The 14,243-nt window shown below is 74.8% G+C and carries 15 protein-coding genes; 13 read left to right on the top strand and 2 right to left on the bottom strand.

What is annotated here, in order from left to right; translation table 11 throughout:
• Nucleotides 1-107: 107 nt before the first annotated feature.
• The 5 genes from ADK60_RS14080 to ADK60_RS14060 all read left to right on the top strand — a co-directional run bounded on the left by ADK60_RS14080 (nt 108) and on the right by ADK60_RS14060 (nt 3,691).
• The gene (locus ADK60_RS14080) at nt 108-617 is read left to right on the top strand and encodes a MarR family winged helix-turn-helix transcriptional regulator (RefSeq protein WP_053646113.1); all 510 of its coding nucleotides are present in this window, start codon (nt 108-110) and stop codon (nt 615-617) included.
• An 80-nt stretch (nt 618-697) separates the two neighbouring features.
• Nucleotides 698-1,240: a P-loop nucleotide/nucleoside kinase family protein gene (locus ADK60_RS14075; RefSeq protein ID WP_053646111.1), complete on the top strand. Its 543-nt coding sequence runs from the start codon at nt 698-700 to the stop codon at nt 1,238-1,240.
• 120 nt (nt 1,241-1,360) lie between these two features.
• The gene (locus ADK60_RS14070; RefSeq protein WP_053646110.1) at nt 1,361-2,170 is read left to right on the top strand and encodes a class I SAM-dependent methyltransferase; all 810 of its coding nucleotides are present in this window, start codon (nt 1,361-1,363) and stop codon (nt 2,168-2,170) included.
• A gap of 32 nt (nt 2,171-2,202) precedes the next feature.
• Nucleotides 2,203-2,904: an AAA family ATPase gene (locus tag ADK60_RS14065; protein WP_053646108.1), complete on the top strand. Its 702-nt coding sequence runs from the start codon at nt 2,203-2,205 to the stop codon at nt 2,902-2,904.
• 55 nt (nt 2,905-2,959) lie between these two features.
• Nucleotides 2,960-3,691 carry a ribonuclease H family protein gene (locus ADK60_RS14060; RefSeq protein ID WP_053646106.1) on the top strand — a complete coding sequence of 244 codons (732 nt, stop codon included), beginning with the start codon at nt 2,960-2,962 and terminating at the stop codon, nt 3,689-3,691.
• A gap of 37 nt (nt 3,692-3,728) precedes the next feature.
• On the opposite strand, the gene ADK60_RS14055 is transcribed toward ADK60_RS14060, so the two are convergent.
• Entirely contained in the window at nt 3,729-4,037 is a 309-nt protein-coding gene (locus ADK60_RS14055) for a hypothetical protein (RefSeq protein ID WP_053646104.1), read from the bottom strand.
• A 99-nt stretch (nt 4,038-4,136) separates the two neighbouring features.
• A complete protein-coding gene (locus tag ADK60_RS14050; protein WP_045942639.1) occupies nt 4,137-4,520 on the bottom strand; it encodes a hypothetical protein in 384 nt (127 codons plus the stop codon).
• Between the two features lie 430 nt (nt 4,521-4,950).
• Between ADK60_RS14050 and ADK60_RS14045 the strand changes: the two genes are divergently transcribed.
• The 8 genes from ADK60_RS14045 to ADK60_RS14015 all read left to right on the top strand — a co-directional run.
• Nucleotides 4,951-5,721, top strand: coding sequence for a hypothetical protein (locus tag ADK60_RS14045; protein WP_053646101.1), 771 nt, complete (start codon nt 4,951-4,953; stop codon nt 5,719-5,721).
• 198 nt (nt 5,722-5,919) lie between these two features.
• Nucleotides 5,920-7,044, top strand: a complete 1,125-nt coding sequence (locus tag ADK60_RS14040) for a DUF4185 domain-containing protein (protein WP_053646099.1) — start codon at nt 5,920-5,922, stop codon at nt 7,042-7,044.
• A 169-nt stretch (nt 7,045-7,213) separates the two neighbouring features.
• Nucleotides 7,214-8,968, top strand: a complete 1,755-nt coding sequence (locus ADK60_RS14035) for an outer membrane protein assembly factor BamB family protein (protein WP_159400436.1) — start codon at nt 7,214-7,216, stop codon at nt 8,966-8,968.
• Between the two features lie 353 nt (nt 8,969-9,321).
• Nucleotides 9,322-9,480 carry a pyrroloquinoline quinone precursor peptide PqqA gene (gene pqqA / locus ADK60_RS41155; protein ID WP_063783145.1) on the top strand — a complete coding sequence of 53 codons (159 nt, stop codon included), beginning with the start codon at nt 9,322-9,324 and terminating at the stop codon, nt 9,478-9,480.
• Nucleotides 9,477-10,250 carry a pyrroloquinoline-quinone synthase PqqC gene (gene pqqC, locus ADK60_RS14030; RefSeq protein WP_079008345.1) on the top strand — a complete coding sequence of 258 codons (774 nt, stop codon included), beginning with the start codon at nt 9,477-9,479 and terminating at the stop codon, nt 10,248-10,250. Before pqqA ends, pqqC begins: the two co-directional genes overlap by 4 nt.
• Nucleotides 10,247-11,791 carry a pyrroloquinoline quinone biosynthesis protein PqqE gene (gene pqqE, locus ADK60_RS14025; RefSeq protein WP_063783144.1) on the top strand — a complete coding sequence of 515 codons (1,545 nt, stop codon included), beginning with the start codon at nt 10,247-10,249 and terminating at the stop codon, nt 11,789-11,791. The genes pqqC and pqqE overlap by 4 nt, the downstream gene beginning before the upstream one ends.
• On the top strand, nt 11,745-12,761 hold the full coding sequence (gene pqqB / locus ADK60_RS14020) for a pyrroloquinoline quinone biosynthesis protein PqqB (RefSeq protein ID WP_234371077.1): 1,017 nt from the start codon (nt 11,745-11,747) through the stop codon (nt 12,759-12,761). The genes pqqE and pqqB overlap by 47 nt, the downstream gene beginning before the upstream one ends.
• 232 nt (nt 12,762-12,993) lie before the next feature.
• Nucleotides 12,994-14,243: lytic transglycosylase domain-containing protein (locus tag ADK60_RS14015; protein WP_053646096.1), on the top strand; the 1,250-nt coding region annotated here is incomplete at its 3' end.

Genomic DNA, 14,243 nt, shown 5'->3' with positions numbered 1-14,243 from the left:
GACCCCCGGCCCCCCCCCCCCCCGGCCCCCCCCCCGGCCCCCCCCCCCCCCCCAACCCCCCGTCCCCCCCCCCCCCCGCCGCCACCGACGGCACAGCCACCGACCATGTGGCCACCATCCAGGCCGAGTGGCGCCGCGAACGGCCAGACCTCGACGTCTCCCCACAGGCGGTGATCGGACGCCTGCACCGCCTGTCCGGTCGGCTGACCGAGGAGCTCTGCCTGGTCTACGGCCGCTACGGTCTCGGCGAGGGCGAGTTCGACGTCCTCGCCGCACTCCGGCGGGCGGGCGCACCGTTCGAACGGGCACCCGGGGAACTCGCCGCCCACACCATGGTCACCACCGGCGCCATGACCAAACGGATCGACCGGCTGGAACGGGCCGGCCTGGTCACCCGCCGCCGCAGCGAGGCCGACGGCCGAGGCCGGGTGGTGGCACTCACCGAAGCCGGCCGGCGACTCTTCGACGAGGCGTTCACGGCACACATGCGCAATGAGCACCGCCTGTTGAGCGTCCTCACCCCCGAAGAGGCATCCGCCCTGGAGACCCTCCTGACCACCTGGCAGCGCCGGCTCGACCACCCCGAACCACCCCCGGCCGGACACCCGCACCCCTGAGGAACCGTCCCGGCGACGACCGGAGACGCCGGATCACCAGGCCCCGGCCCCGGCCAGGTGTCCGGCGATAGGGTCGTCGGATGGTCACGGTACTGGTCAACGGGCTTCCCGGAGCGGGGAAGACAACGCTCGCGCGAGCGTTGGCGGCCGAGATGGGCCTTCCGCTCCTCAGCAAGGACGCGGTCAAGGAGACCCTGGCGGACACGCTGGCGGGCCTTCGGACGCCGGAGTGTCCCGACCACGAGTGGAGCCGGATCCTGGGAGTTGCCGCCGGCGAGACCTTGTGGACGCTGCTCGGCGACGCCCGGGGCGAGGCCGTGCTGGAGAGCCCCTGGTTGGCCCACCTGCGGCCGATCGTGCAGGCCGGCCTGCAACGCGCGGGCGTGGCCGAAGTGCGTGAGGTCTGGTGCGAGGTGCCGCTGAACGTGGCCCGCCGCCGGTTCGCCGAGCGGCTGGCCGAACGGCACCCGGTGCATCCCGAACGCCTCGACGGCTTCGGCGGGGACTGGGAGTTGTGGTCCCGCGGTGGCGAGCCGCTCGGGCTCGGAATCGTCCACCGCGTGGACACCACCGTCCCGGTCGACGTTCCGGCGCTGGCTGCCGCCCTCTCCAGGAAGCCCTGACCATCTACGGCGAACGGCGAACGGCGAACGTTCGCCTGGGACCTGTCGGCGAGGCCGAGGACAAGCGGGGGGAGCCGCGGTCAACGAGCCTCATCACTTTGACGACTCAGGAGTGGAAGCATGTCCGAGTTCTCCGTGCGGGATTTCTACGACGAGTTGGCCCGTGACTACCACCTGATGTTCCGGGACTGGGACGCGAGCATGGCGTACCAGGCCGGAGTGCTGGGCGAGTTGGTCCGCCAGGGGCTCGGGCCCGGGCCGCAGCGGGTGCTGGACTGCTCGTGCGGGATCGGCACCCAGGCGATCGGGCTGGCCTCGGCCGGGCATCAGGTCGTCGGCAGCGACCTCAGTCCGGCCGCCGCCGCCCGGGCCGCGGCCGAGGCGGCGGCCAGGGACGGCCGGCTTCCGGCCGTTGCGGCGGACATGCGCCGACTGCCCTTCGCGGACGGGGCGTTCGATGCGATCGTCTGCGCGGACAACTCGCTGCCGCACCTGCTCTCCGGCGAGGACGTCCGGGCCGCGCTGCTCGGTATGGGGCGGGTCCTCCGGGAGGACGGACTGCTGGTGGTCACCGTCCGGGACTACGACGAGGCGCGGCGGGCCAGACCGGCCACGACGCCTCCGCAGGTCTCGGAAACGAGCGAAGGCAAGGTGATCACCTTCCAGCTCTGGCACTGGCACGAGGACGGTGAGCGCTACGACCTGGAGCACTTCCAGCTCCTCCCGGCGGCGAACACCTGGGACGTCCGGGTCCGCCGGACCACCTACTGGGCGCTGACGCGCTCGCAGTTGACGGAGTTCGTGGCCGGGTCCGGCTTCACCGACATCAGCTGGCACGACCCGGAGTCCGGCGGGTACTACCAGCCCGTGCTCACCGCCCGGCGCGGCGGTGCGGGCAGCGGTTCCGTGCCGCCCGGGAAATCCGGATGATCCGCCCGGATCCCGCACGATAGTGTCGTCGGATGCCGAAACGGACCTGGGAGCTCGTACTGCTCGGTGGCGCCTCCGGCGTCGGGAAGAGCGTGGCGGCCGCCCGGATCGCCGGGGCGACCGGCGCCTTCGTCGTGGAGTTCGACGACGTGGTCGCCGCCGTCCAGGAGCTCACCACCGCCGAACAGCACCCGGCCCTGCACCATTTCGACGGGCCCACGGCGCCCGGGCGGCCGGAGGACAGCTGGCCGCCCGGCCGCGTGCTGGAGCTGCAGATCGTCACCGCCGAGGCGCTGGAGCCGGCCGCACTGGGCGTGGTGCGCAACCGGCTGACCGTCCCCGTCCCGGCCGTGGTCGAGGGCGACTACCTCACCCCCGCCGTGTGCGCCCGGGCGGTCGCCCTCGGGCGGGCGGCGGGCCGGGACGTCCGGGCGGTGTTCCTGCACGAGGGCGACGCGGGCCGGATCGCCGCCAACTACGCGGCGCGCGAACCGGCGAGCGGCGACCAGACGGGGCGCGCCGAGGTCGGTGCCCGGTACTCGCACTGGCTCGCCGACGAGGCCCGCCGGTTCGCGCTCCCCGTGGTCGACTGCCGCCCGTGGAGCACCCTCGCCGACCGCCTGGACGCGGCCCTGCACGCGGCCCTGGACGCGGCTCCGGACACGGCACTGGACGCGGCTCCGGACACCGCGGCGACCAACGGGACCGGCGTACTGTCGCGGGAGGCGCCGTAGCTCGCGCAGTCCGCCGTGGTCCGGAGGGCACCGCCCGTCCTGGCATGATCGCCGTATGAACGACCGAATCATTGCCGCCTGTGACGGGGCGGCCAAGGGAAACCCGGGCCCGGCGGCCTGGGCCTACGTGGTGGCGGACAGCGCCGGGGTGCCGCAGCGCTGGCAGGCCGGACCGCTGGGGCACAGCACCAACAACGTGGGCGAACTCACCGCGCTGGAGCGGTTGCTGGCCGCCACGGACGCCGCCGTGCCGCTGGAGGTCCGGCTGGACAGCACCTACACCCGTGATTCGGTCACCAAGTGGCTGAAGGGCTGGAAGCGCAACGGCTGGAAGACCGCCGCGGGCAAGCCGGTCGCCAACCAGGAGCTGATCCAGCGGATCGACGAGCTGCTGGACGGGCGGGACGTCACCTTCGTCTATGTGCCCGCCCACCAGGTGGACGGCGATCCCCTGAACGCCGTGGCCGACAAGGCCGCCAGTGACGCCGCCCGCACCCAGGAGGCCGCCGGCGGGACGGCCGCCGACCTCCCCGTGCCGGACCCGGCCGCGAGCAGCCCCGCCCGCGGAGGAGCCTCCCGCGGCGGCGCGGCCCGAAGCGGCGCCCGAAGCACGGGTGCCGCCACCCCGGCCGCGGCGAAGCGCCGGTCCTCGGGCGGCGCTCCGACGCTGTCCGCGCGCTTCCCCGGTACCTGCCCGTGCTCGCGGCCCTACGCCAAGGGGGACAAGATCACCAAGGTGGGCGGCAGTTGGGGCCACCCCGAGTGCGCGACGGCCGCGCAGGACTGAACTCCCGCGCCCGGGCCGCCCGAGCGGCCCGGGCGCCTCAGGCGGCGTCCGTCCGCCGCTCCGCGCGGCGGGCCCTGAGCCAGCCGAGGGCGGCGGCCAGGCCGAACATGCCGCCGACGCCGATCTTCACGGCGCCCTTGGCGACCAGCCAACCGAGGCCGGGAGCCGTCCACCCCAGCCCGTGCAGCACGAGCAGCAGCACCAGCACGCCGCAGAACGCGGCGAACACGGTGACCAGCACGGCCGGGCCGGTCGACAGTTCGCGCTCCTCCGGCTCCGGACCGCGGTCCTCGGTCGACAGCTTCTGGGCCTCCGGCGCCGGGTCGTTCGTTCCCCCAGTGTTCATGGGGCGAGTCTAACGACGGGGCCGACCCGTCCGGTCCCCGCCGATCGGCCCCTCCCGCTCGGCCTCCCGCTCGGCCTCCCAGGACGAATCCCCCCGGCTTCAGCGCCGGGCGTGGTGGGTGTCCCCGGAGTGCTCGCCGGTCTCCTGGTCGGGGAAGCTGACGGCGAGGGTGACCCGGTACTCGAACACGTCGTCGCGATGGCCGGGGACGCGCGCCCAGGCCAGCGAGTGCACCTCGGCCTCCGGTGCCTGCCGGCACCAGGCGGCGGCCTCCTCCAGCGCGCGGGCCGCCGACCGTCCGGTGCACACCACCGCGGTGTACGCGGCCACCGCGAGGTCCCCTCCGCTCCGACCGCCCCGGGAGGCGGCCCGGACGGCGGCGGCCGCATGGGTGAGGTCACGGGCGAGGTCGTCGACGACTCTGGGCGGCGCGGGCAGCGCGGCCGGGGCCTCGACCACGGTCTCCGGCAGGTTGGTGCTCATTGTCAGGGCCTCCGTCCCTCAGGTGTCCCACTGGTCGCGCGACCCGCCCCGTCCCGGGATCCGCCTGATCACGGGCTCAGGATGCCGGGCCGCCGTTCCTGGCATGACCACTTTCACCAGAACGTCACCCGTCCGGGGAAGACGCCCTCCGGTCCTCGACAGCGACCCGACCGCACTGGTATGGAAGGGTTCCGCATCCGGCCAGGTCAGTCGGTCGGATGCGGGCGCCGCCGGGAGCCCGGCCGCACGTGCGCGTACCACCCCCGTGCCCCGGACCGCCGTTCCGGCCTCCGGAGGCGCCGGCTCCGCGCCCGTGACCGGGTTGTCCAACTCCCGTAGCAGGAACGGGAAATATCAGCTCCTCCCCGGCCGTAGGATCCTGCCACCACGCAGTCCGCCGCACCGGTGGACGACCATCGGAGGGGGTTCCATGGACCGCAGGACACCGATCACGTCCGGCCGCCGGTACACCTGGCTGCCGGCACTGGCCCTCGTGGCCGTCGCGGTGGCCGGCTGCTCGTCCTCGGGCGGCGGATCCACCGCGGCCTCCGCACCGCCGAGCACCGCCGGCACCGCCACGGCCCCCGGAACCGGAACCGGCACCGGCACCGGCCCCGGCACCGCGAGCAGCCCGCCGCCCCCCGCCCCGCCCCCGGAAACCGTACCCGGCCCCGGCCCCGCCACCGGCACCGCGAGCCGCCCGCCGTCACCCCCCCCGACCCCCGCCGCACCGCCCTCGGCCACATCCACACCCACGACCGCCACCACCCCGGCCGGCACCGGCAAGCGCCCCGCGGACGCCTGCACCCTCCTCACCTCCCCGCAGGTGATCGCCGCCGTCGGGACCGCCGGACCGTTCAACGGCACCCACTTCGACCCGGTGGACGGCAAGCCGGTCTGGGGCTGCACCTGGGGCTCCCGGCAGTCCTACGCCGACATCCGGGAGACCTCCCCCTCGAACCTCGCCGCGCTGAAGACCAACCCGGAGTTCACCGTCACCCCGCTCCCGGGCGTCGGTCAGGAGGCGTACCTGGTCCAGCGCAAGGACGGCTTCCGGCCGGAGGTGTACTTCGTCGCCGCTGACGGCCGCGCCTACTCCGTCGAGGTGGTCAAGGACCGGGGCCCGAACGACGATGCCAACGCCCCGGCCGAGGCGGCGGCCGCGAGCGGGCTGGCACTGGCCCTGTCCAAGCTGGTCTAGCAGGCGTCGGGGGGCAGCGGGACCGAACCGCCGGCCCTCCCGCGGTCTACTCAGTTCGGGTGAAGGTCCGTCCACCGACCGATGCGGCGAGCACCCCGCGCCATAGTCTCGGCGACGGGCCGTCACCGTCACCACCCGGATGTCCACGGTCCGTTCGCAGCCGCGGGAACGCGTCGATCCGGAAGGGCCATCGGCACCATGACACATACCTCGGACGGGCACGAAGCGACGACCGGCGGGCCCTCCCGCCGCGAGCTCCTGAGGATCGGCCTCGGGGTCGCGGTGGGAGCGGGGGCCATCGGTTCGGGCGGCCCGGCGGCGGTCGCCAACGGCCCGTACGACCCGACCAGCCCGACGATCACGGTCAAGGTGAAGAACCTCAGCGGCCCGGCCGAGACCGGCCCGTTCTCGGCGCCGTGGACGGATCTCGGCATTCCCGTCCGCTGCCCCGACGGCACCATGCTCTTCGTGTGCGGCGACACCTTCGGCGGCGACCGGGTCGGCGCGCCCGACTGGAACGCCCCGGTCGGCCTGCGTTCCAGCAGCGCGGACCCCCACAACCTGCGCATCGACGGCGTCGTCCGCGGCGCCCACGGCATCAGCCTGGTCGAGGAGCCGCACAACCCGGTCGGCGAAGGCTTCACCACGGCGATCCCGTCCGACGCCTTCGTCGTCGACGGGGTGATGTACATGCACCTCATGCGCGGCGTCCTCCACGACACCCACCACACCGACTTCTGGCGCTCCACCGACAACGGCCGGACCTGGGAGTACCTCTGCCAGTGGCCGGGGGACCTGCACGGCGGACAGTTCCAGCAGAAGACCTACGCCGTGGCCGACGACGGCTACTGCTACGTCCTGTCCACGGTCTTCAACCGTGACGTGCAGTCGGGCATGCTGCTGCACCGGGTGCGGCAGGACCGCCTCGGCGAGCCGGACGCCTACGAGCCGTGGGGTTTCGCGGACGGCGGCTGGCGGTGGAACGCGCCCGCCCCGACGACGGTGTTCGGCACCCGCAGGTGGGGCGAGCTGTGCTTCCGCGCCATGGACGGCAAGTACGTCCTCACCTGGCTCAACATGGATCCGCTGTCGATCAGGGCGATGGTCTTCCCGCTCCCGACCTCCGACCTGACCAGGACGCTGGAGCAGACCATGATCCTCCCCGGCAACCCGGGCCAGGAGATCGGCAACCTGGTCGCCGCCCCGTACGGCGGCTTCGTCGTCCCCGGCTCCACGTTCGGCGACTTCCACATCGTCGTCAGTCAGTGGTACGACCCGACGAACTACCGAATCATGCAGTACCGCAGCGCCCTGCTGTCCTGACCGCCGCCGGATCCCGGCCGGGGGCGCCGCCGCCCGGCGCAGTGCGTTCCCCCCGGGGCGTGAACGGGACGGGCTCCGGGGTTCGGGCGGATGCGGGTACGGCGCGGGCGTTCTCAGAATGACGCCACGGCGCCGTAGCCGTACTCCCCCGACAGCCAAGGCGGATCGCATGAGCCGATCTCACCCACCCGCCCACTCCACCGGACCGCAGCCCACCGGGCCGCACCCCGAGCCGATGTCCCCGGGCCCGATACCCCCGGGTCCGATATCCCGGGGTCCGGCGCCCAAGGGCTCGACGTCCCGGGGCCCGACCTCCCCGCCACCCGGCCCCGCGGCGCCGCCGGCGGGCCCCCGGCGGAGGCGCAGCGGGGCGGCCCTGCTCTCCGGCTTCGCGCTGCTCGCCCCGGCCCTCGCCGCCGGCGCGCTCGGCGGCGCGGCCCCCGCCCGGGCCGACAGCCCGACCGTCTCGGTCAACACCATGCGCACCGCCTGGGACGCCAACGAACCCGGCCTCGCGCCCGCCAAGGTGTCCGGCTCCGACTTCGGACGCCGCTGGTCGACCGCCGTCGACGGCGCGGTGTACGCCCAACCGCTGGTGGCCGGTTCGACCGTGGTGGTCGCGACCGCGACCAACCACGTCTACGGCGTCAACGCGGCCGACGGGAAGATCCTCTGGCAGCGCGCGCTCGGCACCCCGGTGGCGTCCTCCACCGCCTGTCTCTCCCCGGGTACCGGCATCATCTCGACCCCGGTCTACGACAAGGCGACCAAGACGGTCTACCTGGTGAGCAAGTCCGGCGAGGGCGGCGCGCACTTCTCGGTGCACGCCCTGGACGCCACCACGGGCGCCTCGCGCAGCGGCTGGCCGGTCACCGTCGCGGGCTCGCCGGTGAACAGTCCCGGAGTGCCGTTCAACGCCAACACCTCCGCCCAGCGGGCCGGACTGCTGCTGCTCGACGGCGCGGTCTACTTCGGCTTCGCCTCGGACTGCGGGGTCGGCACGTACGTCGGCACGGTCGCGGGCGTCAACACCAACACCCGCAAGCTGACCCTCTGGTCCACCGAGTCCGGCTCCGCCTCGCAGAACGCGGGTGTCTGGATGAGCGGCGGCGGCCTGGTCTCGGACGGCTCCGGGCGGATCTTCATCGCGACCGGCAACGGCGCGGGCGAGGGGTCCTCCCCGCTCAAGGGCCCGGGTGACAAGCCCGGCGGCCACTTCGCCGAGTCCGTCGTCCGGCTGGGCGTCAACAGCGACGGCAGCCTCGCCCCGCGGGACTTCTTCAGCCCCACCAACAACCGCGAGATGGACCACGGCGACGTGGACCTCGGCTCCGGCGGCCCGGTCGCCCTGCCGTCCGGTTTCGGCAACGCCGCGCACCCGCACCTCATGGTGCAGGTCGGCAAGGACGGGCGGATCTTCCTGCTCGACCGGGACCGGCTCGGCGGCATGGGCCAGGGCCCCAACGGCACGGACGGCGTGGTCGGCACCACCGGCCCGTTCAAGGGCGTCTGGGGCCACGCCGGCGTCTGGGGCGGCGACGGCGGCTACGTCTACCTGGTCGAGAACTACGGCTCGCTGCGCGCCCTCAAGTACTCGGTGAACAGTGCCGGGAACCCCCAGCTGACCAGTGCCGCGACCAGCCCCGAGGGCTTCGGCTACGCCTCCGGCTCCCCCGTCGTCACCTCCAACGGGACGGCGGCCGGCTCGGCCCTGGTGTGGTCGGTCTACTCGGGCACCGGACCGGGCGGCCAGAACGGCGAACTGCGGGTCTACGACGCGCTTCCGGTCAACGGCTCGCTCAAGCTGCGGCGCAGCTTCGCGCTCGGCACGGTGACCAGGTTCTCCGTCCCGGCCACGGACGGCGGGCGGGTGTTCGTCGGCACCAAGGACGGCCACCTGGTGGCCTTCGGCCGGTCCACCTGAGCCGGTCCGTCCGAGCCCGACGCGCCCGGCACACCCCCTTCCGGAACACATCGCCGCACCCCGGCACATCCCGCCCGAACCACTCCGTCCCGCCCTGACCGAAACCCCCCGCCAACCCCGGCACACCCCGTGACGCCCACTCGACACGGCACTGCCGGACCGGCACACTCGACACCGGTTTCCCTCCCGGGCCCCGCCCGGGTGCGGAGTCCGTCGCGTCACCCGTTCGATCGCGAATGTCACACGATCGCACGGTTCGGACCGGCGGGCGGACCCGGTGGCTCGTAGCGTCCTGCTCCAGGGGCCGCCGGACCCCGACCCCCACCCCCACTTCACCGAGGAGGGCAACTCCCATGAAGTCCACGCTCACGCCCCAGCTGCCCGTCACCACCGCCACCGTCGCGCCGGCCGCTCCGGCGGCCGCCGCCAAGCCCGCCTGGTCCGCCCCGTCGGTGCAGTGCCACCGCACCGGCGCGGAGGTCACCGCGTACGCCGCGCGGACCACTCGGTGACCCAGGCTTCCACCATCGCGTCGACCCGCGAGGAGTTCGCGGCCAGGCTGTACGGCCTGCGGGGACGGTACTGGGACACCCACCCGTTCCATCTGCGCCTGCACTCCGGTGGCTGCACGCCACCGGAGTTGCGGCGCTGGGTCGCCAACCGCTGGTACTACCAGCTGTGCCTGACCCGGAAGAACGCCGCGATCATCGCCAACTGCCCGCTCCCGGAGGTCCGTCGGGAGTGGACCCGGCGGCTCGGCCAGCAGGACGGGCCGCAGGAGGGCGAGGGCGGACTGGCCGACTGGCTGGTGCTCGCCGAGGCCGTCGGCCTGGACCGCGCCGAGGTCCTGGACGAGCGGCACGTGGCGCGCGGTGTGCGCTTCGCCGTCGACGGCTACCTGCACTTCTGTCAGACCCGGCCGTGGACCGAGGGCGTCGCGGCCGCGCTGACCGAGATGTTCTCGCCCGACCACATGGCCGAGCGGGTGATCGCCTGGCAGAAGCACTACGACTGGATCGACCCGGCCGGCTACGCCTACTTCGAGCACCGGATCCCCGACGCCCGCCGGGACAGCGCCCGGACGCTCGACGTGGTGCTGGACCACTGCGTGACGGCCGAGCAGCAGCGCGCCGCGGTGTCGGCGCTCGCCTTCAAGTGCGAGGTGCTGCGGGCGATGCTCGACGCGGTCGACTACGGCCCGGAGACCGCCGCCACGGCGGAGGCCGCAGGGGCCGCGGAGACCGCCCGGACCACCCCCGTGCCCGCAGGAGCGGGCCGGTGAACGCCGCACCCGTCGCCGTGGCCCCCGGGCTGCGGCGCGGGGTGCGGCTGGTCCACGACCCGGTCCGCCAACAGGCCGCCCTGCTCTACCCGGAGGGCGTGCTGCTGCTCAACGGGACCGCCGCCGCCGTGCTGCGGCACTGCGACGGACGGCGCGACGCCGCCGAGGTCACCGCCCGGCTCGCCGAGGAGTACGAGGGCGTGGACGCCGGCCAGGTGCTCGCCCTGCTGGCCGACCTCGCCGAACGGCGGCTGCTCGCCCTCGACGGCACCGGTGGCCCGGCCGACCCGCACCCGGCCGCCGGACTGCCCGGGGCCGCGGCCGGCAAGCGCGCCCCCGCCCCCCTCGGCCTGGTCGCCGAACTCACCCACCGCTGCCCCCTGCAGTGCCACTACTGCGCCAACCCGGTCGAACTCATCCGGCAGCGGGACGAACTGGACACCGCGCAGTGGCTGCGGGTGCTCGACCAGGCGCGCGGGCTCGGTGTGCTCCAGGTCCACCTCACCGGCGGCGAGCCGCTGCTCCGGCGCGATCTGGCCACCATCGTCGCGCACGCCCGGGGGCTGGGCCTCTACACCAATCTGATCACCAGCGGTCTGCCGCTGGACGGCCCCCGCGCCGCCGAACTCGCCGCGGCCGGGCTGGACCACGTGCAGCTGTCCGTCCAGGACGCCGACCCGCGGCAGGCCGACAGCATCGCCGGGCTGACCAGGCTCAAGGGCCCCACCGGCCACGAGCGCAAGCTCGCCGCGGCCGCCCTGCTCACCGGCGCCGGGCTGCCGCTCACCGTCAACGCCGTGCTGCACCGCGCCAACGTCGAGCGCCTCGGCGAGATCGCCGACCTCGCGGTCGAGCTCGGCGCCGACCGGGTGGAGCTCGCGCACACCCAGTTCTACGGCTGGGCCTGGGTCAACCGGGCCCACCTCGCGCCGAGCGACGCGCAGGTCCGGCAGGCCGAGCAGGACGTCGCCGCCGCCCGCGCGCGGCACGGCGACCGGATCGAGATCACCCATGTCGTCGCCGACCACCACAGCGGCACCGCCAAGCCGTGCATGAACGGCTGGGGGAACGAGCAGCTGGTGGTCGCGCCCGACGGTGCCGTGCTGCCCTGCCTGGCCGCCGCCCAGCTGCCCGGGCTGCCGGTGCCGAACGCGGTCACCGACGGTCTGGCCGCGAGCTGGCACGACTCGCCCGCGTTCAACCGCTACCGGGGCACCGACTGGATGCCCGAGCCGTGCCGCAGCTGCGACCTGCGCGAGCAGGACTTCGGCGGCTGCCGCTGCCAGGCCTTCCAGTTCACCGGTGACGCGGGCGCCACCGACCCGGCGTGCCGGCTCTCACCGCAGCACCACCTGGTGCACGCACCCGACCCGGAGGCCGGTCCGGCCCCGCGGGCGCGCCGGTTCACCGCGCCCGTCCCGCCGCTGCCGTCGGTCCTTCCGGTGCCGTCGGTCCTTCAGGTCCCGACCGTCCCGGCTGTCCCGGATGTCCTGGATGTCCCGGCCCTGTCGCCCGACCCGTCCGTGCCGGGCCCGGCGTGAGCGCCCCCGGCCCGGGACCCGACCCTCGGAGCACGCACTGAAGATCCGGATCCTCGGCACCGCCGCCGGCGGCGGCCTGCCCCAGTGGAACTGCGGCTGCGCGGGCTGCGCCACCGCCCGCCGCACCGGCGCCGCCCGCAGCCAGGACTGCCTCGCGGTCAGCGCCGACGGCGCCGCCTGGTACCTGGTCAACGCCTCCCCCGACCTGCGGTCCCAGCTGCTCGCCACCCCCGAGCTGGCACCCCCGCCCGGCACCCGGGACACCCCGCTCCGCGGCGTCCTGCTGACCAGCGGCGAACTCGACCACACCCTGGGCCTGGTGACCCTGCGCGAGGCCGCCGGGCTGACCGTGCACGCGACCGCTCCGGTCCGGGCCGCGCTGCACGAGGCGTTCCCGGTCGGCCCGCTGCTCGCCCCCTACACCAAGGCGCGCTGGCACACCGTCGTCCCCGGGGAGCCGGTCGAACTGGCCGGAGGGCTGGTGGCCGAACCGCTGGCCCTCGGCGGCAAGCGCCCCCGGTACGCCGCCGACCTGGCCGCCCTGCCGGCGGGCGAGCGGTCCGAGGAACCGTCCGGCGGGCGCACGGACTGGGTGATCGGCTACCGCTTCACCGAGGCCGGCGGCCGCGCCCGCGCCGTGTACGCCCCCGGCCTGGCCGACTGGACGCCCGCCGTCGACCGGGCGGTGGCCGACGCGGACCTGGTGATCCTGGACGGCACCTTCGCCACGGACGACGAACTCGCCGAGCGCACCGGCGGCGCCCGCGGCTCGCGCGGCATGGGACACCTGGCGGTCGCCGACTCGCTCCCCCACCTGGCCGGCCGACCCGGCCCGCGCTACCTCTACACCCACCTCAACAACACCAACCCGCTGGCCCACCCGGGTTCGCCGGAGGCCACCGCCCTGGCCCCGGCGCTGGCGGCGGCCGGCGCGGCCGTGGCCGAGGACGGGATGCTCCTCGACCTCTGAAACACGGCCCCGTCCCGTGTCGCCCCGGCTGTCCCTGGCCGTGTCCGGTCGAACTGCTCCACCGTCCGTTCACCGAACGGTGGCGCCCGGTATCGCCCCAGGCCACCGGGGGTCTGTCAGATCGTCGTGATACTAATCATTCGGGTGATGAGATCTGTCATGCACCGGAAGGCACGATGGTGACAGCCCGTCCGTTCCCAGGGGACCGGACGGTGACGGGGAGGGGCAGGGCATGGTGACCAGGAACGGCGCGGCCACGCGAGGCGACGGCGGTCCCACGAGGACGGAGCCGCGGACCGGTCGGACGACCGGCCGCCGGCTGCGGCTCGGCAAGCGACTGACCGGCATGCTGGCGGTATTCACCGCCCTCGCGGCGCTGACCGGCTCCCAGGTGACCGGCCTCCGGCTCGCCCCGACCGCCGCGGCCGAGCCCGTTCCGGACCAGCCCGGCGGCAGCGCCGCGCTCTTCCCGGGCCTCGGCGCCGACGGCACCGCCGCGCCGTTCGGCACCGGCGCCACCCCGCTCCCGGGCACCCTCGGCACCGCGCCGGTCGACGGCGGCGGCACCCTGCCGCTCACCCAGCCGCCGCTCGCGCCGCTCACCTCACCCTTCGCCGATCCGCTGCGCTCCGGGCCGGCCCTGCCGGAGACGGTGTTCGCCGCCTACCGCAAGGCCGAGGCCGCGCTGGTCCTGCGCTCCCCCGGCTGCCACCTGCCCTGGCAGCTGCTCGCCGCGATCGGCGAGGTGGAGTCCGGCCAGGCCGGCCGCGGCGCGGTCGACGCCGGCGGGACGACGTTCCGTCCGATCCTCGGCCCGGCGCTGAACGGCGCCGGCTTCGCGGCGATCGGCGACACCGACGGCGGCCGCTTCGACGGTGACACCCAGTGGGACCGCGCCGTCGGGCCGATGCAGTTCATCCCCTCCACCTGGGCCTCCTGGGGCGTGGACGCCAACGGGGACGGCAAGGCCGACCCGAACAACATCTACGACGCCGCCGAGGCGGCCGGCCGGTACCTGTGCGCGGGCGGCCGCGACCTGTCCGACCCGGCCCAGCTGGACCGGGCGATCCTCGGCTACAACCACTCCGGCGAGTACCTGCGCACGGTCCGGAACTGGATGGCCCACTTCGGCACCGGCAGCCCGGTCACCACCCCGAACCGCCCGGGCACCCCGAGCCCGCTGACGCCGCTGCTCCCGGTCGCACCGGTGGCACCGGTGGCACCGCTCGTGCCGGCCACGACGCCGACGCCGACGCCGAACCAGAGCACCACGCCGACCGCCCCGGGCCCCCCGAGCCCCCCCCCCACCCCCACGCCGTCGGGCGAGCCCTCGCCGAGCGCGACGCCCTCCGGCACCCCCTCGCCCTCCGCGTCCGCCTCGCCGTCCGCCGAGCCGAGCACCACCCCGAGCAGCACGCCCACCGCTGCACCCACCACGCCGTCGGGCAGCCCGAGCCCCAGCGCGACCGCGACGCCGACGAC

The sequence above is a fragment of the Streptomyces sp. XY431 genome, from assembly GCF_001279805.1.
Taxonomy (GTDB): Bacteria; Actinomycetota; Actinomycetes; order Streptomycetales; family Streptomycetaceae; genus Kitasatospora; species Kitasatospora purpeofusca.
Note: the sequence above shows the minus strand (reverse complement) of the source record. Positions and strands in the feature narration are given on the sequence as shown.

Excerpts from the sequence above, each read along its gene's own strand:
- ADK60_RS14075 (WP_053646111.1), top strand. The coding sequence starts at position 698 with ATGGTCACGGTACTGGTCAACGGGCTTCCCGGAGCGGGGAAGACAACG.
- ADK60_RS14070 (WP_053646110.1), top strand. The coding sequence starts at position 1,361 with ATGTCCGAGTTCTCCGTGCGGGATTTCTACGACGAGTTGGCCCGTGAC.
- ADK60_RS14065 (WP_053646108.1), top strand. The coding sequence starts at position 2,203 with ATGCCGAAACGGACCTGGGAGCTCGTACTGCTCGGTGGCGCCTCCGGC.
- ADK60_RS14060 (WP_053646106.1), top strand. The coding sequence starts at position 2,960 with ATGAACGACCGAATCATTGCCGCCTGTGACGGGGCGGCCAAGGGAAAC.
- ADK60_RS14055 (WP_053646104.1), bottom strand. The coding sequence starts at position 4,037 with ATGAACACTGGGGGAACGAACGACCCGGCGCCGGAGGCCCAGAAGCTG.
- ADK60_RS14050 (WP_045942639.1), bottom strand. The coding sequence starts at position 4,520 with ATGAGCACCAACCTGCCGGAGACCGTGGTCGAGGCCCCGGCCGCGCTG.
- ADK60_RS14045 (WP_053646101.1), top strand. The coding sequence starts at position 4,951 with ATGGACCGCAGGACACCGATCACGTCCGGCCGCCGGTACACCTGGCTG.
- ADK60_RS14040 (WP_053646099.1), top strand. The coding sequence starts at position 5,920 with ATGACACATACCTCGGACGGGCACGAAGCGACGACCGGCGGGCCCTCC.
- ADK60_RS14035 (WP_159400436.1), top strand. The coding sequence starts at position 7,214 with ATGAGCCGATCTCACCCACCCGCCCACTCCACCGGACCGCAGCCCACC.
- pqqA (WP_063783145.1), top strand. The coding sequence starts at position 9,322 with ATGAAGTCCACGCTCACGCCCCAGCTGCCCGTCACCACCGCCACCGTC.
- pqqB (WP_234371077.1), top strand. The coding sequence starts at position 11,745 with ATGTCCCGGCCCTGTCGCCCGACCCGTCCGTGCCGGGCCCGGCGTGAG.